Source organism: Algoriphagus namhaensis, assembly GCF_042649705.1.
Lineage (GTDB): Bacteria > Bacteroidota > Bacteroidia > Cytophagales > Cyclobacteriaceae > Algoriphagus > Algoriphagus namhaensis.
The window spans coordinates 880723-903696 of the sequence record NZ_JBHRZS010000006.1 but is presented as its reverse complement, the minus strand read 5'-3'; the positions used below and the strand labels follow the sequence as shown (position 1 = coordinate 903696).

Below are 22974 nucleotides of genomic sequence, written 5' to 3'. Positions count from 1 at the left end.
TCGTATTCTTTTGTTGCATTGGAAATACAAGAATCAATCCAAAGATACAATTTCGGTTTTGTTAAGTCTAAACGAAAGCTACTTCTTATTTTTGGGCATGATGAAATGGGAACGGCTCTTGACTCGTGGCAGATTTGGTGAAAAACCAACTGATACTAATTTAGATAGCAGTAGAAGTGAGTTCGAAATTGACTATGATCGTATAATTTTTTCGGCTCCATTCAGGAACTTGCAGGACAAAACTCAAGTATTTCCTCTTCCCGACCAGGCTTTTGTACATACGCGGCTTACCCACAGTTTGGAAGTTTCTTCGGTGGGCCGATCACTAGGCAAGGAGGCCGGGGCAAGACTCTTGGCGAAATACCCAAATCTCCAATCTACCGGAATCACCGCATATGAAATGGGGGCTATCGTAGCCGCGGCAGCTTTGACTCACGACATTGGAAACCCCCCATTTGGACATGCTGGGGAAGAGGCCATCTCTGATTTCTTCAAGTTTCATCCAATGGGAACCTGCTGGGAATCTCATGTACGACCTGAACAATGGGCTGATCTCTGTGATTTTGAAGGAAATGCACAAGGCTTTCGCATGCTCGTATCCAAAGAATCTGGCCTTAAACTCACCTATGCAACTCTCGCCGCCTTTACCAAATACCCTCGGCCTAGTTTCATTCCTCATCGCGATATCTCCAGGAAGAGTCAAAAGAAATATGGCTTTTTCATCAATCAGCTTTCGGACTTTGAATCCATGGGACGATATCTGGGACTAGAAAAGTCAAGTCCCGAATGCTGGTTTCGTCATCCGCTGGCATTTCTCGTGGAGGCGGCAGATGATATCTGCTACAGCATCATCGACCTGGAAGATGGCTGTACCATGGGTTTGGTCACTTTTGAGGAAACAGTGAGACTACTTCAGCCTATTTTGAAGGATAAATTCAACCCTGAAAAGCTCAAAGGCAAAAGCCAATCTCAGAATTTGGGAGCTTTGCGGGCGATGGCAATCGGAACCCTGATCCGCGAAACCGTGGAAGTTTTTGACCAATATGAGGAAAGTATGCGCAAGGGCACTTTTGATAAAGCGCTAACGGATATCATCCCTTCAGCCCAAGCACTTGGAGAAATCACCAAAGTTTCTGTTCAGAAGATTTATCGCTCCAAAGTAGTTTTGGAAAAAGAAGCCGCAGGCTTTCAGGTCCTCGAAGGTTTACTATCCGTTTTTTCCAAAGCTCTGTATCACCAATTTTACAATCCGACAAATTTCAGTGGACAGGACAAAAGCATCCTAAGGCTACTACCTGAAGATTTTCCCTTACATAAGGGCTGGGGTGAAGAAGTGAATCCCTATCCACTACTCCGAAGTCTCATCGATTTTATCTCCGGGATGACCGATAAATATGCCTTGAATCTATACAGAAGGGTAAAAGGAATCTCCTTCCCAGGATCCTGATTTTTGATCCAATCATCTGTTCTTTTCTTCGAATACCTCGATTTGAAAAATATAGATTGAGGCATCTGAGAAGCTCAATTAATAATTGGTTCTACTTTGTAAAATTTTAATAATTCGGCGCGAATCTTGTCACTTAATGTGAGCTGACTCGTATACATCCACGGCTCACATCGCCCCACCCTGGACTCAGATCAAATCCTTTGATTTACAACATTCTATGAAAAAAATATTATTGGCCTTCTTTGGTGTTTTTCTTCTGCTGATCTTGTCAGGCTTGGCACTTCCCTTTCTTTTCAAAGACAAAATTGTCGCTCTTATTGATCGGGAAATCCAGAAATCAGTCAATGCTCAGGTGATTTATGATTTGGACAAAATAAGCCTGAGTTTCTTTAGAGAATTCCCGAATATTTCAGCTTCAGCCCAGGATTTCAAAATTGTGGGTTATGCCCCGTTTGAAGGAGACACCCTGGTTTCACTTAATGAAATCCAGGTGGACTTTAACTTACGGTCTGTGCTCTTTGATGATTATCCTACACTTACCGGAATTCACCTAAATGGGGGAAGTCTCTATGTGAAAGTCCTCCAAGACGGTCAGGCCAACTATGATATCGCCATAAGCGAAACGCAAGAAGTCGAAAGTACTCAGGACAGCAACCTAAAAATTGCCGCTAATCTAATTGAAATTCAAGATTTGAACTTGGTCTATGATGATAGGTCTTTGGATTACTTTATGGCTTTGGGCGGTATCCAAGCTAAAGGTTCAGGAGAATTTACCAGTTCTGTTTTCACCCTACCCATAGAAATGGATGCAACCATTGCCAACATTACTTATGAAGGGGTGAATTATCTCACCGACAAACTCTTTAGGGGTGAAACGCTAATGCAGGTAGACATAGATCAAATGAAGTTTGAACTGACTGAAGGGGATTTCCAGATCAATGATTTCTTGTTTGACCTTGGAGGGTCTATTGCCATGCCAGCAGAGGACATAGAATTTGATCTAGTTTTTTCTGGAAAAGATAATTCATTCAAGAGCCTTCTTTCTTTGGTACCAGGAATATACACAGAAAGCTTTTCGAGTTTAGAATCCTCAGGAACCATGGATTTCAATGGTTTTGTGAAAGGTATTTATTCCGAAGAAAAATTCCCCTCTTTTGATGTTTCTCTGGCTGTAAAAGATGGCATGTTTCAGTATCCAGACCTTCCCCGACCTGTCAAAAATGTGAACCTTGCATTTCAGGCAAAAAACGAGACCGCCCAGCTAGACAACACCTCCATTCGGATTTCAACCTTTAATCTGGATTTTGGAAGTAACCCCATATCGGGAAATTTCTTTCTTCAAGATTTGATCAGCTACACCATGGAAGGTGCATTGAATGGAAAATTGAATCTGGAAGAACTCACCACAATTTTTCCTATTGAAGGCCTCTCGCTAAAAGGAAATCTAGCGGTCAATGCCTTTGCTAAGGGAAGGTATGACTCTGTAGCACAGATCATTCCAGCAATCGAAGCAAAACTTTTACTCACTGATGGCTATGCCAAAAGCGCTGATTATCCTGCTCCCATAGAGCAGATGAATGTGAATGCTAGCATTCAAAATCCAAGTGGCAAAATGAGTGATTTTTTGATTGACCTGAGCCAATTTGGATTCACCCTAGAGGAGGAAAAGATAAGTGGAAAGCTAAAAATCAAAGATTTTGACCAATTGATTTGGGATGGAGCCATTTCAGGTGCAGTTGATTTGAAAAAGCTTCTGACCATTTTTCCCATGGAAGACATGAATCTGGAGGGAAGAATCCAAGCAGATCTAGAAACCAAAGGATCTTATGCCGCCGTAGAGGCCAAAAAGTACAATCAACTAGAAACTCGTGGCACTATGGCTGTGGACCAATTCAAGTATACTTCCACGGATGTACCACAGGGAGTAGAAATCACAGAGGCCAGAGCCACCTTCAACCCCGAACGAATCGAGCTGACGGAATTTGATTCCAAGCTTGGACAGAGCGTGGTCCAAGCAAATGGAACATTGTCCAATTACATGAATTATTTGCTGACCCCAGATGGTATTCTCCGAGGTCAGCTGAATGTAAAAAGCCCACGATTTAACGCCAACGAATGGATGACAGAAAGTGCCTCCACAGAGCCTACGGAAAGCCTAAGTGTAATCGAACTTCCCAAAAATGTTGACTTTACCTTGTCAGCAGCAGCAACAGAGGTTTTGTATGAAAAGCTCACGCTCAATGAAATTGGCGGCACCATGACGCTGCGAGATGGACTTTTGACTTTTTCCAATGCAAGCATGAAAACGTTAGGAGGTACCATTGGCTTGAATGGTAGCTACGATCCCCGGGATTTGACTAATCCCAAATTTGACTTTGATCTGAATATTCTCGATTTGAGTATCGCTGAATCATTCAAGGCATTCAATACGGTAAAAGCGTTTGCTCCTGTCGCCCAAAATCTCACGGGACGCTTCAATACAAGTCTGAACGTTTCAGGAATCTTAGGCCAGGATATGATGCCGGTATTGTCTAGCCTTGATGCAAAGGGACTTTTAAGAGTAGCCGAGACAGCTCTGAGAGATAGCAAAGTCCTCGAAGGCATCACCAGCCTGACTCGTCTCAAAGACGCGAATACGCTTCAATTAAAAAATATTTCCATACCTATCACCATAGAAAATGGGGTAATGGATGTTCGCCCCTTTGACGTGAAGCTTTGGGATTACCAAGCGAATATTCAAGGCTCAGCAGGCTTTGATGGCTCGATGAATTACCTAATCAATATGCAAGTACCTGCCGGCAAATTTGGTGCTCAAGCAAATTCATTGCTTGCAACTATTTCCGGAAATGCTGTAAACGAAAGTACTTTGATCCCCATAGCCCTAAACCTAAGCGGCACGTATAATTCTCCCAAAATCGCTTTAGCAGGTGGAAATAGCATGGAAACCTTATTGAGCAATGCATTGAAAGCAAGAGTGGCGGGGGAGACTCAGTCCTTACAAAATCAAGCAACAGAACAATTCAATGCAGTGCAAGATAGCCTGAAGCAAGAATTGAAACTCAAAGCTGAAGTGATTCAGGATAGTGTCAAAAATGAATTGCAGAAGCAAGTCAACGTCGGCAAAGAAAAAGCTGTGGACGAAGCCAAGAAACTACTGAAAGGATTCCTACCCAAAGTCAAGGAAACGACTAAGCCGGATACGGTTAAAGTAAATAATTAGAAAAATGAGGCTGTCTCAAAAGGGGTACTAGTGTCAGACTGAGCGAAGTCGAAGTCAATTTGTGAATAATCAAGCAAAATTTCGATCCCGTACAACTGTCGGGACCAATGTGACAAAAGGTATTTATGAGACAGCCTCTTTTATTTCTCCTAGCTAAAATCGCTTGGTCAATCCCAGTTGATCAAAAATAATCACTCCGCTTTCATTTTGGTCAAACTCAAAGCGAATCTCCCTGAGCATTTCAAGATTGAACTCTGGATTTTGTGAGCTCACTTTTTCCAAATCAAATAGGAAAGTCTGGAAGATATTTTCTGAGTGATCTTTATCATCCAAGAAATCTAGCTTCAACACTCTGGACTTGATCTGTCGCTGAAGGTGTGAAAACTCAGAGAGTTGAAAGCTCACTTCTGCTCCTTCATCATCGGTCAAGACAATTGTAAAATCTAGTGGTGCCTCTGGGGTCTTTTCTTTTTCGCTCTCCTCCTCTTCTTCGTCGGTTTTATCTTCCTCATTTTCGGCTAAATTATTTGCATTATTCTCCGTCTCCTCAGTCTCAGCTTCTTCATTTTCATTCCCATCGTTTATCCATTTTCCTCCACTTTTAGGATCGGAACTTTCGGAGGATTCTGCTAGCGAAAAAATCAAAACTGAGGTAGAATCAGGACGGAAACTCATGGAATCTAGCAGAATCGAATAGCTCGCCAAGGCTGAGTCTGGTAAAGTTGGCTTCGACCCGTCATTCCAAAGCGTATCAATTCCTTCATTTAATTTTTCGTAATTCCATCCCAAATACACCGCTCTGCTTCCCTTTTTGGCATATTCCAAATCGATTTCTGCCTCACGCCAAACGCTAAGATTTTCACCTTTCGCTCCACCTCCTGTGCTAGTACTAGTCAGCTCAAAATCCTCATCAAAATCTGCCCAAATTCGAGCATTAGAATCCTCAAACTGGCTCAAATAAATTGACTCTGGAAGCCAATTTCTTCCCTTTCTTACGTCAACGAAAAGAGGTAAATACTCCTTACGCTGATTCAAACTTGCCTCCAAAAATGCTCCGATGTAAACCCTTGCTACCTCCTGTTGTTCAGTTGCTGGCATGAGTTGGCCGAGATTGAGGATGCCTTTAAATGTCACTCCATAATCATTATCTCCCCATGAGGTATTGAATTGCCCGTGGTTCGCTCCCGAAATGTATACTGCGGACTTGAAGTGGTAAGTACTATCTGTAAACTTGATTCGCTCGAACTGCATCGCCCCCGCAAAAGAAGTGACATCTGCGTCTTGAGCTCCATGTATCGTGAGGTAATCCACATTTTCGAATTTTGTGCCTGATCCTCCAGGCTTGTATTGCCCATCTACTGGGGCAATTGCCACAATCCCACGGATATTGAAATGATAGCCCAGTTTGATGGAAGCATCATCTGGATAGTACTCCAATGCATTCAGCATGGCAGCATGGCCCACCGCCTCACCTCCACGGGAATGCCCCATCAAGGCAATTTTATCCATGTCAGCCTTACCAAAAAGTGGGTGAGAAGCATCTTGATTCCACTGCTCCCAAACTCGCAGATGCTCGAGCAAAATCCACCCCCTGGCATCATTCTCTCTTTCCAAACGTCCAAAAAGATTGGTCCAGGTTCCATTGATAAAATTTTCGTCCACAGAGGCCAAGATCATTCCCCTCGAGGCCAAATGCTCGCCAAGGTAGTGATATCCCGGATCGGAATAATCTTGCATGGAATGATTCCCGTGAACCACCAATACCAAAGGAAATGGCCCTTCTCCTTCTGGCATCCAAACTCGCGCATTTATGGGTAATTCCTTGGCATCAAAGCCCCAGTATTTCTCACGCCACCAGCCTCCAAATTTCTCCCAATTATCAATAAAGGCCCGCCCATCAACCGATTCGGTTTGATATGCGACGCCTTCGGCAAATTCTTCTCGACGAAGGTCTTTACCCGAACCATATGTAAAGGTGGAAAACTGGAAGTTTCCTCTTGCGGATGGAGAATCAGCTTGGATTGGAGGTACACTATCCTCTGTAAGCTTTGCAGCGTTGATCTGCTCATCCACTTCCAATCCACGAATACTTCCAAAGTAAATCAACATCCCTATTCCGGCGGTTCCAAGCAATAGTCCAAAGATAGAAACCACCTTTTTGGGGAGGGTCAATCGGTTAAAGTGTCCCTTCCAAAACATGGCAACTCCCGCTCCAAAAAGAGAGAAGACTAGAACCATATAAACAGCGAAGCGCTCATCCCCAAGGCGAACCAGACTTAATACTATTCCGCTTGAAATCAAGGCAAGCTTATAAATCCTCGGAATTTCATACAGTTGCCTAATCAGCCAACTACCCAAAAATGCTGCTAGTGTGGCTACAAGCATAATCAACAAGCCAAACACTAAAATCCATGGGTCACCCCAACTCAGGCTCATACCCATCACCTCCACCACAAAAACTAGGATAGTTAGAGTGATTAGGCCGATGGCGGCACCCTTGACAGCAAATTTCCCGGGATTGATAAGGTTTAGTTTAGCCTTAATCCAGCCTCCGGCTTTTTTGAAAAATTTCTTCATAATGATGGTTTTATCGACTAATCAGCTGAGTCTGGAATGAATTTTCCATAGACCGCATCTCTAAAATTTTTGTGAAGGCCAATCCCATCATATGGAAATAGCTGCACGAATAAAACGGCGACTAGTTCATTCTTTGGGTCTACCCAAAACAGTGTGCTTGCCGCTCCATCCCAAAAGAACTCTCCTACGACTCCATTCATTTCTTCAGGCCCTTGCGGAGGATCAGTCCGTACCGCAAAGTCAATCCCAAAGCCGACTCTACCTTTGCTGGGAAGCCAAGAACGTTCTGTCACAGAATCCGGCAAGTGACTAGTAGCCATCAATTCAACAGTCTCAGGGTTTAAGACGCGAGTTCCATTGATCTCTCCCTTTCTTACTAGCATTCGGGCAAAAGTCATATAGTCGTCCAAGGTGGAAGTTAACCCAAATCCACCGGGAGTAAGAGGCCAATGGTTATAATTGAAAACATGGGCTGTAGAATCTGGTATTCTGGTTAGCTGACCTTCCCCGCTTCGATTGTAAGCTGCAGCAAATCTTCCTCGGTCTTTTTCAGGCAAAAAATATCTCGTTTCTGCCATTCCGAGGGGATTCAAAACCTTTTCTTGTACATACTCTGCATAGGGAATTCCAGAAATCCGCTCTACCAAAAATGCCTGAACATCAACGGAAAGTCCGTATTCCCATTGGGCGCCAGGCTGAAACCAAAGCGGAGTACTTCCCATTTTCTCCGCCATCAATGTTAACGTATTTTCAAAGCTGCGGGCATCTTTCTCAGCCATTACCTCACTCAAACCAGGAATGTCAGGTCTATTTGGAAATCCTGCAGTATGTCGAGTAATATCTCTGATACTAATGGGTCGATCCGCATCCACCAAAATCATATTTCCCGACTCATCAACCCCCTGATAAACTTTCATATTGGCGAATTCAGGAGCGTATTTTTCCAAAGGATCATCAAGCTGAAATTTTCCTTCTTCCCAAAGCGTCATCAGGGCTGTACCTGTGATGGGCTTGGTCATGGAGTAAATTTTGACAATAGTATTGCGGTCCATTGGCACCTCATTCTCCCGGTCCGCATAGCCAAAAGCATTGAAATAAACTTCCTCATCCTTTTCAAAAATCAAGGCTGAGATTCCCGCTACATTTCCCGAATTTACATAGGCTTGAAGTGTGGAGTCCAAGCGACTTTTTGCATCGGTATCAATTATCCTTTGGACTTGCTCCTCTCTGTCACATGCAGAAATTAAAAGGGTAAGCCCTAAGGCTAAAACAAGATTTTTTTGCAGATACTTTCTCATTGAGAATCTAAAATTTTATAAATATTGCCCTGATTTTTGCTCATAATATAGACATTCTTTTCGGCGTCCATTCCGAATTTTAAGTCCACACGTCCGCCCACCAACTCTTCCAAAGTCATAACCCTCCCTTCAAATCTAACCTTCAGACTTTGAACTTCAGGTTTGGGTTTTTGGTCGAGATCAGCGAAAAACAAGCGGCCTGAAAGAATGTCTCCAAAGATTAATTTCTCTTTTATAGGACCATAAGGCATGATATAGCCGGCAAAAATTGCTGCGAGTTCATCGTGTTCTAGTTGGATCAGCGGATAAGTAACACCTAGCTTGGCATCATCCTTTGGAAGGGGAAAAACTTGCCGAAAGCTTCCGTAAGGATTAATCACGAAAGTTCCTTCTCGAACAGGCCAGCCATAAAATTTGCCAGGCTCAATACGATTCAGTTCTTCTATACTATGCTGCCCGATATCAGTGGCATACATCGTACCCTCCTCGGTCCAGAAAATTCGGTTAGGATTTCGGAAGCCATAAGCATAAATCTCCCCAGCTTTGCCTTCGATTTGAGCAAAGGGATTGTTTTCCGGGATTCCGTATTGACCATTTTTACCGTTATTTCCGAGGGGGTCAATTCTGAGAATACTGCTGTAAATACCAGACCCTTGATGGTTAGCGATATTGGCGAAACCTTTTTCAGCTGTGCCGGCATCCCCAAATCCAATATAGAGCAAACCATAATCGGACTCGTTTTTTTTTGCATTGGGATTGAAGGTCAATTCCTGCATCCCATGCGCCTGAGAGGCATTATCTATTCGAAATATCTCTCTACTGCTTCCCTTAAACTGTCTTGCTGAGGGATCTGTGGCTTTCCACTCAGTCAGTACCCATTGCATAAAAACGTCCAAACTATCCGTGTACCCAAAGTCCGATGACGCCGTTCCACCCGGCTCAGTATGTGCCGTGTAAAAAAGTCCATTTTGTAAAAAATCAGGGTGAAAGGCAAAACTACCCAAGCCAGTACCCCAACCCGGCTTACTCACCATTTTAGGTCGTGCAGTCTTCAGGTCCAAATAAAGTCTAGGCTCAGCCTCTACCAATTCGTAAATCCCAATCCTTTGATCATTAATAAAAAGTCGGTTCGACTGTGGAAGAGGCTCCATTTTGGTCATTTTCGCCAGAGCTGGAATTGTGTCTGATGGAGGCAACTGGCTGAAAAACTCCAAGTCCAGAACTATCCCAGAGTCAGGAATTCCAGCCTCGATCAAGTTGACCAAAGAATCGGGATCCGTATCAGGTATCACGAATTCAAAGGTGTGCAGATAACTCAGAATCGAATTGATCCCGTCTTCAGATAATCCATCTAAACCTGGCATCACCGTACGATACTTTTCTAGCAAGCCCAAAGCTCTAGGGTCTTCGGCGTCTAACAATGCTTGAGGATTTTTTATAAAATCTCTGATCCAAGAGCTTTCCACATTACGTGTGAGACCACTAAGATTTGGACCTATCGCGTTGGAATTAAACTCATGACAACTCGAGCATTGCTCTTTAAAAATCGCCTTTCCTTTGATAATTTGGTCTTGAGCTTGAGAAATATCGGCTCCGAACTCAGGACTGGGCTTTGTACAAGCCATCAAAATCAGGAAAAGTAAAACAATAAATGGGATTGATTTCATAGGTAAGATTAAATGAACTTTAAAATACAAAACGTTAATGAATCTGACTCTGAAGCTATTAGGATCGTCCCAAAATATTTCATTCGTCGGCGATTTCTGTTCATTCATCGAAAATCTCGTGCAATTGACCTAAATTCTGTCTGTTTTGTAATTTGGATTCTTAAGACCATATTTTGAAAGACCATTCTACAGAGTTCCCAAGCTTTTCCCTTGACCGATATAGGATCTTGGTTGAAGAGGCATTGGATGTGATATATGAAGCAGACGATGAGGGGTACTTTACCTTTGTCAATGCGCGAGCAGAAGAAGTCCTAGGCTATCAGCGTTCGGAACTTTTATCAAAAAAGTATACCCAATTTATCCACCCAGATTACGTTGAGAGGACTCAAAATTTCTATAAGGATCAATTTAAGGAGAAAAAGCAAAGCACCTATCTAGAGTTTCCGGCATTGACAAAATCAGGCCAAACTATCTGGCTTGGTCAACATGTACAGCTCCTATATAGCGGAGAAAAAATCAGAGGAACGATGGCGGTTGCACGGATAATTACCGATAAATATCTGGCAAATGACATTTTAAAACAATCCGAAGAAAAATACAGAAGCATCATCCAAAACCTTCAATTTGGGCTGATAGAGGTTGATCTTGACGAGCGGATTACCTTTATCAATGATGCCATGTGTGAAATCACTGGATATTCTAGGGAAGAACTTATTGGTCAAGTAGCTTCAAAAGTTTTGACTGATGAGGAGATGCGACGTAAAATCGCAGTACAGCACTCGCTTCGAGATCAAAACCAATCGTCGGTGTATGAGGCTGAGATTCTGAAAAAAGATGGTAAAAAACTCTATGCCCTCATTTCAGGTGCACCTTCTTATGATTCCTTACAGCGCCGAATTGGATCTATTGGTATTCATGTAGATATCTCCGAGCGAAAAGAAAAGGAATTAGAACTTCAGGAAAACCAACGCTTTCTTTCTGCCATCAATAGCTTTGTCACCCATCTTCTAGACATAGACGATATTCAAGGTATTGCATGGGAAATTGCTGAAAATGTAATCGAAAAATTTGGCTTTGAGGATTGTGTTATCTATGTGTGGAATGAGGAAAAGCACTGCCTAGAGCAAATGGCCGCCTATGGGCCGAAAATGCAAAAAGGAAGAAAAATCAAGGAGCCAATTCAGATCAAACTTGGCGAAGGAGTAGTCGGGTCGGTAGCCCAATCTGGACAAGCCCAAATCATCCCTAACACAAGTAAAGACCCAAGATATATAGTAGACGACCAACGGAGACTTTCTGAGCTAAGTGTGCCTATCAAAGCGGATAATAAGGTGATCGGAGTTATCGATTCTGAACATCCAGACCCGAATTTTTTCACCCAAAAACATCTGGATACACTCACCACCATAGCCAACCTAGCCGCATCCAGACTCAAAAATGCCAAAGCCAAAAGAAAGCAAGAAAAGGTGGAGATGGAACTTCGAGACAGCGAAACCAAGCTCCGCCAAGTAATCGAATCTGCCCTTGATGCCATCATTACCATCAATGAACAGGGCAATATTCTAGAATGGAACCCTAGAGCAGGTGAAATTTTTGGCTGGACACCAGAAGAAGTTATAAGCACCTCGCTCACAAGTAATATCATTCCTAGCCAACACCACAAAGCACATGATGCCGGTATGAAACGATATCTGGCCAATGGAATTGGTCCTGTCCTTAACCAACGGATAGAGCTTACGGCGATGAGAAAAGGGGGAGAGGAATTTCCTATCGAATTGACGATTATCCCAATTGTAAGAGGAGGTGTACACACCTTTACCGCGTTCATCCGCGATATCACCATGCTCAAATCCACCCGAGATGAGATGGAAAAAGCACTAAGCAAGGAGCGCGAACTAAACGAATTAAAATCGCGCTTTGTCTCCATGACTTCACACGAGTTTCGGACTCCTTTGACCACAATCAAGCAAAATGTAGATTTGATCAGCTTCCAACTCGAAAACCAAGATCCGAAAGCTATGGAGGCTTTTGGGCGCTATTTTGGACGAATCGATTCTGAAATTAGCAGAGTAACAAATCTCATGAATGACATTCTGCTACTAGGAAAAATCGAGGCAGGAAAAGTGGAAATCCATACCCGAGAAATCAACCTTGAAAAACTCGCAATTGATGCTATCTCTAAGATATGTACAGGCAGATCAGACGAACGTACCATTCATTTGAAGTCAATCGGTGTGCCTAGACTGGTGAAACTAGACCCCCAACTCATGGAACATATGTTCTCCAATTTGTTCTCCAATGCACTGAAATATTCACCAAACTCGACCAAAGACCCTGAGGTTGTTTTAAACTTCAATAAGCAATCTGAAGTCAAAATTTCCTGTAAAGATTACGGAATAGGAATTCCAAAAAAAGACCAAAAGGGCCTATTTTCCTCGTTCTTTAGAGCCACGAACGTGAAAAACATTCAAGGCACCGGTCTCGGTCTTTCCATTATCAAGGAGTTTGTAAGGCTCCATAATGGAACCATCGATGTGAACAGTGACGTGAATAAAGGCACAGAATTTATTATTAGCTTGCCATCAAACTAGAAATCGTGTTGGAGGTATTAGAATTTCTTTGTTCATTTAAGAATGGAAATGAGCCAACTGAAAATTCTGATCGTCGAGGACGACCCCATGATTTCTGCCAGTCTGAATGACATTCTTCGTGTGTTAAATCATACCGTGATTGGGAGCGCCGAGAGTGCAGATGAAGCCATTTCTATTTGCAATGAAACCATACCAGACTTGGCTTTGCTGGATATTCAGATCAGTGGAGATATCGATGGAGTGGAACTCGCTGAATTGCTTCGTGATCAATTTGACATTCCTTTCATCTTCACCACTGCCTACGCCAATAACGAAACCATCTTACGCGCAAGAGACAAAGGTCCTTTTGGATATCTCGTGAAGCCTTATGGTGTAAAAGAAGTAAATGCCGCCATTCAGATTGCCAAGGCTTCTTTTGATCGATTAAAAAGTGCTGAGCAAAAAGCTTCTGCACTTTCCAAAATCGTGGATGACAGTCTTTTTCTGAAAGTGGATAGTAAACTGATCAAGGTAAAAATCGAAGATATCCTGTATATCGAAGCGAAAGGCGACTATGCTCTTTTCAAAACCAAAGAAAAAGGATACATCGTCCATACCACCATCAAGCATGTGGAGCAGCGACTTTCAGATTACAATTTCCAAAAGGTTCATCGCTCTTTCGTGGTCAATATCCCAAAAATCGTGGATATCGAAGAGTCCAATTTGCTGATCCAAGACAAGGTTATCCCGATCTCCCGAGCGAATAAAGAAGCGCTCATGAAGCGCCTCAACTTGCTTTAAGCTGTTTGGACTGCAGCGCGTTTTGCTTTTTCCCAAGTCACGGCCTGAGAACCCTTGAAGAACCTCCACCAGCCCCGAATCACGCATACCTGCATGAATGTGAAGTAAAATGGGATGTAAATTAGCTTCCATTTGGTGGCTGTATTTCTGAATAAATAACCTAGCACCGTCAGTCCATAAAATACGGCCTGTCCCACAAAAGTCAGTACAAAAAAGCTTCCTGAATCAATCAAGAAAGGATTTAAGACCAATAGCAAGATTAAGGCTAGCGGGACTAAAGTCCAGCGCAAGACCCGATGGGAGATGTACTGGAAAGTCAGCGCCGGGTCATGGAAAGGATTTAGTGCTTTTGGTAATCGGCTGATGGCTTGAATACCTCCCGCTGAGATTCGGATTTTTCTCTTTTCTTCTTCCTCTACATTAGCAGAGGCGTGCTCGGTGGCCACAGCCAAAGGCTCATAAGCTACCTGATACCCATCTAGCGCATAGCCCACGGTCATCACAAAGTCCTCGATCACCGTATCTTCTTTCGTAGGGCTGAATAGCCGAGTGCGAATAGCTACTAATTCACCAGCCGAACCCACCAAGGTATTCCATTCGGCATCCTTTTTCTTTAGATAGGATTCATATTTCCAATAGGCTCCTTCACCAGTACCCGAAGCTGCATCGGTTTCCGGAGAAAGTACCACTTTTTCTCCTGAGACGGCTGCGACCAGATTGGATTGAAAATGATTCACCATGCTCCACAGGGCATCTGCATTCAGCATCACATTCGCATCGGTAAAAACCGTAATAGCTGTGCTGATTTCGGGCATGATGCGATTAATCGCTGCTATTTTTCCTTTCCGTGCCGGAGAATGTGAAAAACTGACTCCCCCCGATTTTGCCAAAAGCTCCATCGACTCATCGGTACTACCATCTGTGACAAACAGAATTTTCAGTTTTTCTTTGGGGTAGTTCAAATCCAAGCTATTCTGAATTTTCTCCGGAAGAATTTCCGCTTCATTGTAAGCCGCAACCAGCAAAGTTACCTCGGGAAGATCTTCAGCATCCAATTTTGGATACGAGCCCCCTTTTCTTTTCCATCCGGCCAATAGGGTAATCTGGATAGGATATCCTACAAAAGCAAAGATCACTAAAGCCAAACTGGCGATAAATACAGTTTCCATATTCTTGAATTTTAGGTAAAAGTAGGCTCCAGGACATTGTGGATTTGAGGCGTTCGATGAGCGACGGATTTGGCTAGCTTACTGACCAAATGTGTCGATAAAGGGAATCAGCTGAAATTTCTGGCATCGATCCAGCCGCTCTGCTTGGTAATCAAAGCATGTTGGCAAGCCAAAAGGAAGGCTCGCAAATGAAGCCAATTACGTTTGAGAACTTGCGTCAAAAGATTCTTTGGAACGCTCACCAAAAGGAAAAAGCCTAAAAACAGCCAGGCATGCTTGGAGTTTCTGTACATAAAAAACACCCTATTTCTGGTTTGATAATACAGCTTCAAGGGAGAATTTTTCCCGGTGCTCACAGATTCTTTGTGAAGTACCGAGACTTCTTGACAAACCTTTATTTGATAACCTTTTTCTCTCACCCGTACCGACCAGTCGAGCTCTTCATAGTAGAGAAAGTAACTTTCAGGTAGATTCCCCACATCCTGAACCACCCAACGTGGAAGCATCACTGCTGCTCCATGAAAATAGGGCGATTCGGTAAAAGTTTCCACGTTTTGCTGCTGAATCAAACTGTTTCTACCTGTCCAGGCATTGATCTCGGTATATCCGGCAAACTGAATTTTTTCTGGAGCTTCATGGTATCTCAAAATCGGAGAGACGGCTCCGATCTCAGGAGAATCAAATCCGGAGAGCAACTTTTCGATCACTCCGTCGCTCAGTTCCGTGTCATTATTTAGGAAAAAGAGATAGTCTCCTTTGGCTTTGGTAATGCCCAGATTATTTGCTCCCGCAAAGCCAATATTTTCTTGAGAATTGATTTCCAAAAGCTCAAACGGAAAGTCAGGACCTTCGGCAAACAACCCCTCATCTTGCTCATTATTCACCAAAATCACCTCCAAGTTTAGATAGCTGAGTTCGGCGATGCTACGAAGCAAGTCCTTCGTGACCTGAGGCTGCTTATAATTCACCGTGATAATGGATACTTTTGGCTCGCTCATGGGTACACCTTTCTGCCGATCACCTGGATGGCATTTCCTGATTTACCAGTATGCACCCATCGATCCACATGGATCAAAGCTTTTGCCAAAGGCAGACTAAGCAGCTGCGTGATGGTTCCAGCTTTTTTGCCCAAATAAGCCAACTCCCAAGCTAATCTTGACGTCCAGCCATCTGAATAGGAGGCATGAACCACCTCGAAGCCTTCTGCTTCAAATCGTGTTTTCAAACCGTCCAAATCATACACTTGGCCCACGTGCTCATCCTCTAGCCATTCCTGATGCTCCTCAAAAAGATGCTCTGGAAATATCGTTCGCTGCACTTTGTTAGGGATTTTCACCATAAAATATCCTCCACTTTTGAGCTTTTCATAGGCTGTCGCAAAGGGCATTTCCTCAGGCCGAATGTGCTCAAACACATCAATGGAGAAAATAAAATCCAGATCGCAAATCGAGGAATCCTGAAGATAGGTGTCGCAGGTCCTTACGTTTGGAATATTCGCCCTGGTAAGTGCCCGATTGAGCGTCTGAATCCTTTCCTGATCAATATCCAAGGCATGAATAATAGCCTTGGGATTTGCCTGTGCCAGACTGATGGCGTATTCTCCATATCCAGTGCCGAGGTCTAGTATCTCTGCCTTTTCAGGAAGAGGAATTTGCTTCATGAGTTTTTTGAAAATGGTGAAGCGGGCATAGTTGCCAACGTTTGTATATCCAAAAAACTGCTGAAAAAGCTTTGCCAATACCGGATGGTTTTTCATCCGACTGCTGGTATAAACTTGTGCTTGTCCAAAAGTGAGTTGCATGATGTGTTTATTTAAATGAGGGTAAAACTTCTTTTTTGATGGTAATCCATAAATTCAGGCCAGAGGCCACATTCACATACTTTTTTAATCTTACCTGCCCGATCAGGATGGTGCTGATGGTACTGAGACTGGTTGCGATTGCCGCACCCGGAAGTCCGTAGGCTTGAATCAAAATCCCGTTCAGCAGCACATTCACCACAAGACTGAAAAGCAGCATCTGAAAATTGATCTGCGAAAGCCCAATCGACTCTAGGGTCAGCCCGAATACTCTTCCCAGGGGTTTGAATACACTAGCAGGAACCAAAATCAACAAAATCAAAACGGCTTCTCCGTAAGATCCATTTCCGAGGATCTCGATCAGATTTTGCCCAAAAGCCAAAACCGCGAGTACCCCAGGAATAATGAGTACAAATAAAAGGACTAGCCCTCGGGCATATTCGAAATTAAGGTGAGTCGCATTTCCTTCCCGTTGAGTAGCCGCTAATCGCGGATAAATGGTTTGCCCAAAGGCAGATAGCGGAAGCTCCACATACTGTATGATTTTGGTGGCCAACTGGAACACACCCACCGCTGCGGGATTCAAAAAGTATCCGATCATGAAAATATCAGCCTTTTGGAACAGCAGAGAACAAAGGTTTGTCGCGCTATTGTATTTCCCTTGATCAAGAATCTGATTCATCCAGTGAAGCTTTGGCTTGCCAAATTTGATCAGCCCAAAAACAGCCGCAGCCAAAACCGTCACAAGTCCTGTAAAACCATAGAGCAGGAGGATATAATCCAGGGAAAGCAACGAAAAATGATGAAGTAGCAGTAGGGCCAAAATCAAAGTCAGGCAATACACGCCATTCAGCAGGAAATACAGGCCCAATTTCCCCTTGGCTATCGCCAAAGAAGCAAAAGACTGAATCGCTCCCAACCCAAATAATGGAAGAAAGGCCATAGGAAACAATTCCGCCAAAGCCGGCATGTCCATCAGACTCGCCATCCAATGTCCAGAAAGTAAGAAAAGAAGTGAGGCCAGAAGCAAAAAGCCAAGCTGCATCAAAGACGCCGAGGTGAAGATCTCTGCCTCTCTTTCAGGATGTAGCATCAGGAGTCGGGTCAATGGGTTTTGGATCAATCCCTGTCTCACTCCATCCACGATGGAAACTAGTGCCAAAAACAAAGCCCATACCCCAAACTCCGCCGGTGAAAAATTCCGCACCAACACGTAGAAAACCAACATGTTTCCCAACATGAAGAGACCTTGCCCTCCAATAGAAAAACCACTTGCAGAAAGCCTTCGGATGATTTGTAGTGCTTTCATCAGCTTGCTATTTTTTGGTAAAGGGCAAGTGTGGTATCGGCAATGTGATCCCAAGAAAACTCGCGAAGCACCCGATCCTTTCCTCTTTGCCCCATTTCTCTGGCCAATTCAGGCTTGGCTTTTAATTTTTTCATAGCGAGGATAAAAGAGTGTGGATTCTCCACATTGCAGAGCAATCCGTTCTCTCCATGCTTTACACTCTCGCGAATAGAAGCCAGATCAGAAGCAATTACCGGCAACCCCTGATAGTTTGCCTCGAGAAGCACGATCCCTTGAGTCTCGTAGCTTGAAGGCAAAACCAAAGCACGATAATTTGGTAAAAGCCCATGTACTTCCTCGTTGCTTAAAGCACCAAGAAGCTTCACTCGATCGGCTAGACCCAGTTTTTGGATCAACTTTTTGATTTCATCCTGCTGTGGGCCATCCCCGATGATATCTAGCTCCAACCTCTCTGTATGATGAGCCATTGCCTTGATCAAAGGAAGCAAACCTTTGATTGGAGACAGCCTTCCTACAAATACAAACTTTTCGCTACTGCTTTCCACCTTACCTGAGCGGGGAAGGTTCAAGCTCACCCCGTTTGGAATGACATTTACTTTTTCTGATCCCAAATTACTTTTCAAATCCTCACTCACCGCAATAACTTCTCTGGACGAAGCCATCAACTTTCTTTCCCATCGCTGCGCAAAAAAGCTATGCGACTTATGGTTTATTGAAGCAGATGTAAATGAATCGCTCTCTCGTTGCGTAAGCCCATGTACTGTCTGCACCAGCTTTGGAAGCAAGGAAGGAATGGAATAAAGCAAATAACCACTTCTACCTTGAGCATGAATAATGTCGAAGCGATCGCAATTGGCTTTTACCCAATTTTTTGCCTCCACATTGAATGAAAATTCCTCAGCTAAATATGAAAACAGCGGCAAATGTCTACCAGGAAAGAAGGGAATCTCAACGATTTCTACCCCATCTTTTTGAAGTGTTTTGATTCCTGACCTCCAAGCTCCGCCAGTAAGGATAGTTACTTTTTGCCCCTTGGAAACCAAAGTCTTGGATAGATCCCATACGTGGGTTTGTATCCCTCCATTAAACCTCCAAGGCAAAGATTTACACAGAATCAGAATCGAGAGTGAGCTTTTCATTTTTTGGTCTTAAGAGATTTTTTGTTCAAATCAGCCTTTCCGGAACGAATCCCCCAGAGGAGGAATAAAAAAGCTAGCGGCAATAAGGTGGCCCAAGGCATTCCTTCAGTAATCATGACTGTACAGCTTGGTGTTGAGTGTGAAGAAATTGAGTCTTGGCCTTTTTCATCCAAAGCAAGGACTTAAAGCCTGAGAAAAACAGTCCGGGAAGTGCCTTCAATATGGACATCACTTTGCCTGACCACCAGTGAAACGGGATGACCAAAAGGTAAGAACTCATCAAAATGGTCAAGCCTAGGACGGAAAGCAGAGCAAGCGTATCAAATCCAGAAAGCAAGGAAATCACGATCAGAGCAAACCAAGCAACCGGAGCCAAAACCCTTGGAGGTAGCGCTAGTTGAAGGCTTTTGTGCAAGTAGTCCACATTACCTTTTGCTGCCGCAAAAAGAGCAGGAAGGATGGATTTTCTCAAGAATGCATACTGGCTTTCCAGCCATCTTCCTCTTTGCTTTTCAAAATCTGCCGCCCCACGTACTTTTTCATCCAAGACCATCAAATCAGGACTATACTGAATAAACGTGCCTTTGCTTGTCAACAATAATTCCAGCTCCTTGTCAAATCCTCCCACAGCATTGAGCTGAGGAATCATTTCCGTGAAAAGCCAAAACTCAAAGGCCATCGCCGAGCCGGTTAACTTACTGGAAAGACCGAGTGCGTTGGCTCCTTTGCAAAGCATCTCTTGGTTGGCTTTTTCTGAAAGACCATCCAGCAATGCCATCGTCGTATCCTGATTCATCGGCAGTCGCTCTCCCTGTAAGGAAGTGACTCCTCGTTCTCGGAAGTGACTGATCGCACGATCAAAACCCTCCACGAGTAAATTATCCGCATCCAATACCAATACCGAATCATAAACCCGGTGCTCTCGAAGGTAAGCCACTGCACTCTGTAGGGCTTTTACCTTTGTGCTTTTCTCAAAGGCCACTTCCAAAACCTTGGCGCCCAATTCCTTGAGCTGGACAATAGTTTCCTTTTGCAGCCCATCTCCTACGACCAATAAGTCTACTGGATGATTTGATTTTTGGATTAAGTTGAGATTGTACTCTGTAGCACTCAGGATAGTTTCATCACTTTGATAGCAAGGCACCACCACACAGATAGGTAGCTCGTTTTCAGGTTGGATCGCAGCTTTTTGATGCCGCTTAGATGCCAATGCCAGAATCAACTGATACAACGCGCTGGCAAAGAGATAGAAGAAAGGTAAAGCCAAGAGGCTTAAGAGAATTAGTTTCATTTTTCTTGTTTTTTAGACCACTCAGGGATGAGAAATAAGAAGGGAATGGCAAGGTTCATCACCATGCCGGTGGGCATTTGCCCAAAGACCTGATTGCCATAGCTTGAAAAGACCACCCCTACGATACAGGAAAAGACGGCCATGGCATAGGCTCGATGTTTTTTGTTTGGAATATTCATGGAGAGATAGCCCCCTTTTCCGATCACATAGCCAAGGAAACTGAGATGAATAGCGAGGCCAACGAAACCGGTTTCTGCCCAAATTTTCACATACCAGGAATCGGTTGCTGTATTGGCCATAAGGGAATTGGGATTAAAGCGAGCTCCCCAAAAGCCAGCGGTGCCCACGCCACCACCAAAAGGCTTGTCCGCGAGATATCTACCGAAGGTCCGCTGATTATCCAGCCGCACTTGAAGTGATGGGTTTTCAGGGTCTAGAGCCGTACGCATTCTACGAACTTGCTCCACTCCTTGAAAAAGGAAAGTATATTTCAGGATGATAAAGACCGTGACCATAGCCCCCAAGCCTGCGATTAGCACTTTGAAATTTCTGGTACAAAAGAGATACGCCAAGCCTCCAAAAAGTGGAACTGCTAATGCTCCTCGGGTACCGGAAATCGCAAAACCTAAAAAGAAAATTACACCCAGAACTGCATAGCCAATTCTTTTCCAAGTACTAAAAGGGCCGAAGGCTAAGATTCCCATCAACATGGACATCATGGCTTGTGAAGCACCAAACTGACCTGCATCACTGTAAAATGAAAACACCCGAAGCACTCCGTGAAGGATATGTTCCTCATGATGGTTTTCATCCCAAAGCCAGCGATACTCCGCCTGATCGACTCCGAAAATCTGCTGCTTAAAGCCCCACATCGTGCCTAGGAGAGAAAAGACAATCAAAATCTTAATGAAAAGCTGAAAATCCTTTTCCTCTCTGAAAAGCAAATAAACCAAAGGCACCGCCATCACCTGGTAAAAACCTATTCCCCGCATGGCATAAAACCAGGCTTCGAAACCATTACCGGCAGGATTGAAAATCTCCAGACCCAAATAGCCCATCCAAACCAGAGAAAACAAAACGATGTCGTTTTTGGCGTGCTTCCAGTTTTTAACGATGGCGGGATTGATGGCAACAAAAAGTACCGCCAAAAAGAGAAAAATATCGATACTCAAACCCCAGGGAGCTGCAACATAGCGACCCAGGCCAGAGATCAAAAACCCCATGATCAGGCTTCCCCAGATCGCGGTTTTGGGCTTTGCCCAGAGGTACATCATGAGTACCATCCCTGCCGGAATGAGCAAAAGCAGGATAATCCCACCCAATCCCAATACATGCACAAAGCCTACACTCAAAAGCCAAAAGCCCAAAAGCAGGATCAACCCAAATCCGCTGAGGAATTGTAGGGCTCCGTACTTTTTGAAGAAGGTCTCTTGATATGCGTTCATTTTCATCGTTTTCTTTCCTCAAAAGTACCTTGGATTCAGGGCTTTGAAGGGCGCTTTACGATGAGTGTCTGACCTGTATCGGTGAATGAACGCCCACGGCAGATAAGTGGAAATCAGGATGCCAAAGCGAGCAGAAACTCTTCCGCACGGCTTTCCCAGGAGTTTTGCTTTGCAAAAGAGATCCGCTTGGATATCTTCAGGCGATTGTTGTAGCGAATTTCTTTCTTGATTCCTTTGATAAAGTCTGCATGTGATTCTACTACCCGGACCATTCCCTCAAAATCACTTAAATCAGCAAAATTAGTACTCACCACCGGTTTCCCGGCAGCTAGGTATTCATTGATCTTTAAAGGATAAATCGCTTGGGTAAATTCATTTTTCACAAAAGGAATCAGACAAAGGCACCAGTCCTGAACCGTGGTATTGAGTTCAGAAGGGTCTTTGGTACCCAAAAAAAATACATTCTCTGGAAATGACTCACTTGAAATCTTTACTGGGCCGAGGATCTCCATCAGATAGTCGGGATAGGCTTCGGCCACCTGCTTTATCAACTCTAGATCGACCCGATCATCAAATGCGCCTAGGTAACCCATTTTCTTTGTTTGCGGCTTTTCCATTGTGGGATGCTGAAAATGCTCAAGCGACACTCCATTTTTCACACATTTCACATTGGGATGCAGCTTTTCAAACTTCCGCCTCAAACCGCTCGAACTCACAATAATCTGATCTACTGACCGAATAAATTCCGGCTCGAAATGCTTGCCCCACTTTCCTGCCCAGGCCGTAGCCTCCAGCTGATCATAGGCGTAGTAATTCTGCTTGAAACCCTTCCAAAAAGTCTTAGTGAAATGTCCATTGACCGGATTAAAAGCATTGATGACTTGAGTCTCCTTAGGGTCCAATTGCTTTCGGATTCTACGAATGGTCCAGCCCTGAATGATCCCATTAATCCACATCAGAAATCTGAATAGAATGGGACTATTTACCCAATTCACTGGTAAAACAGGGAGGAAATTGTACACTTCGATTTCCCCAAATCCAGTTTGAATAAGTCGTGGTTTTCGGCTCCAAATGGCTTTTTTTGGCACATTGGGATGGGACCAGAGATCTTTTAGGGTGTAAGGATAATCCAAAAATATCACGCGTTTGGTTTTGGAGACTCTTTTCAAGATCTCCACCGTGGATTTCACATAGGGCGTATCCCAGGCGGGAAAGCTTTGGCAGACTAGTGTTTGCATAGGGA

The 22974-nt window shown here is 43.8% G+C and carries 15 protein-coding genes; 4 read left to right on the top strand and 11 right to left on the bottom strand.

The window, feature by feature from the left end; all coding sequences use genetic code 11:
• Positions 1 to 100: 100 nt before the first annotated feature.
• Both dgt and ACFOSV_RS07455 read left to right on the top strand, forming a co-directional pair.
• Entirely contained in the window at positions 101 to 1447 is a 1347-nt protein-coding gene (dgt, locus tag ACFOSV_RS07460) for a dGTP triphosphohydrolase (protein ID WP_377905308.1), read from the top strand.
• A gap of 217 nt (positions 1448 to 1664) precedes the next feature.
• The gene (locus ACFOSV_RS07455; protein ID WP_377904968.1) at positions 1665 to 4667 is read left to right on the top strand and encodes an AsmA-like C-terminal region-containing protein; all 3003 of its coding nucleotides are present in this window, start codon (positions 1665 to 1667) and stop codon (positions 4665 to 4667) included.
• A gap of 153 nt (positions 4668 to 4820) precedes the next feature.
• On the opposite strand, the gene ACFOSV_RS07450 is transcribed toward ACFOSV_RS07455, so the two are convergent.
• From ACFOSV_RS07450 to ACFOSV_RS07440, 3 genes are read right to left on the bottom strand one after another with little or no spacing between them, the layout of a single operon-like run.
• Positions 4821 to 7244, bottom strand: coding sequence for a poly(ethylene terephthalate) hydrolase family protein (locus tag ACFOSV_RS07450; RefSeq protein ID WP_377904966.1), 2424 nt, complete (start codon positions 7242 to 7244; stop codon positions 4821 to 4823).
• A 17-nt stretch (positions 7245 to 7261) separates the two neighbouring features.
• Positions 7262 to 8542, bottom strand: coding sequence for a serine hydrolase domain-containing protein (locus ACFOSV_RS07445; protein ID WP_377904964.1), 1281 nt, complete (start codon positions 8540 to 8542; stop codon positions 7262 to 7264).
• Complete coding sequence (locus ACFOSV_RS07440) at positions 8539 to 10209, bottom strand: PQQ-dependent sugar dehydrogenase (protein WP_377904962.1); 1671 nt, start codon at positions 10207 to 10209, stop codon at positions 8539 to 8541. The genes ACFOSV_RS07445 and ACFOSV_RS07440 overlap by 4 nt, the downstream gene beginning before the upstream one ends.
• A 173-nt stretch (positions 10210 to 10382) precedes the next feature.
• Between ACFOSV_RS07440 and ACFOSV_RS07435 the strand changes: the two genes are divergently transcribed.
• Together ACFOSV_RS07435 and ACFOSV_RS07430 are read left to right on the top strand one after the other, a co-directional pair.
• Positions 10383 to 12800, top strand: coding sequence for a PAS domain S-box protein (locus ACFOSV_RS07435; RefSeq protein ID WP_377904960.1), 2418 nt, complete (start codon positions 10383 to 10385; stop codon positions 12798 to 12800).
• Positions 12801 to 12848: 48 nt separating this feature from the next.
• Entirely contained in the window at positions 12849 to 13580 is a 732-nt protein-coding gene (locus ACFOSV_RS07430) for a LytR/AlgR family response regulator transcription factor (protein ID WP_377904958.1), read from the top strand.
• On the opposite strand, the gene ACFOSV_RS07425 is transcribed toward ACFOSV_RS07430, so the two are convergent.
• The 8 genes from ACFOSV_RS07425 to ACFOSV_RS07390 form a co-directional block, all read right to left on the bottom strand.
• Entirely contained in the window at positions 13577 to 14749 is a 1173-nt protein-coding gene (locus ACFOSV_RS07425; RefSeq protein WP_377904956.1) for a glycosyltransferase family 2 protein, read from the bottom strand. The genes ACFOSV_RS07430 and ACFOSV_RS07425 overlap by 4 nt on opposite strands.
• 107 nt (positions 14750 to 14856) lie before the next feature.
• A complete protein-coding gene (locus tag ACFOSV_RS07420; RefSeq protein WP_377904954.1) occupies positions 14857 to 15747 on the bottom strand; it encodes a glycosyltransferase family 2 protein in 891 nt (296 codons plus the stop codon).
• Positions 15744 to 16550, bottom strand: coding sequence for a class I SAM-dependent methyltransferase (locus ACFOSV_RS07415; protein ID WP_377904952.1), 807 nt, complete (start codon positions 16548 to 16550; stop codon positions 15744 to 15746). Before ACFOSV_RS07415 ends, ACFOSV_RS07420 begins: the two co-directional genes overlap by 4 nt.
• Positions 16551 to 16557: 7 nt before the next feature.
• Positions 16558 to 17856, bottom strand: coding sequence for a lipopolysaccharide biosynthesis protein (locus ACFOSV_RS07410; RefSeq protein WP_377904950.1), 1299 nt, complete (start codon positions 17854 to 17856; stop codon positions 16558 to 16560).
• A complete protein-coding gene (locus ACFOSV_RS07405) occupies positions 17856 to 18995 on the bottom strand; it encodes a glycosyltransferase family 4 protein (RefSeq protein WP_377904948.1) in 1140 nt (379 codons plus the stop codon). Before ACFOSV_RS07405 ends, ACFOSV_RS07410 begins: the two co-directional genes overlap by 1 nt.
• A 112-nt stretch (positions 18996 to 19107) precedes the next feature.
• Positions 19108 to 20286, bottom strand: a complete 1179-nt coding sequence (locus tag ACFOSV_RS07400; protein ID WP_377904946.1) for a glycosyltransferase — start codon at positions 20284 to 20286, stop codon at positions 19108 to 19110.
• Positions 20283 to 21731 carry an O-antigen ligase family protein gene (locus tag ACFOSV_RS07395; protein ID WP_377904944.1) on the bottom strand — a complete coding sequence of 483 codons (1449 nt, stop codon included), beginning with the start codon at positions 21729 to 21731 and terminating at the stop codon, positions 20283 to 20285. The genes ACFOSV_RS07400 and ACFOSV_RS07395 overlap by 4 nt, the downstream gene beginning before the upstream one ends.
• A gap of 113 nt (positions 21732 to 21844) precedes the next feature.
• Positions 21845 to 22969, bottom strand: a complete 1125-nt coding sequence (locus ACFOSV_RS07390; RefSeq protein ID WP_377904942.1) for a hypothetical protein — start codon at positions 22967 to 22969, stop codon at positions 21845 to 21847.
• Positions 22970 to 22974 lie beyond the last annotated feature (5 nt).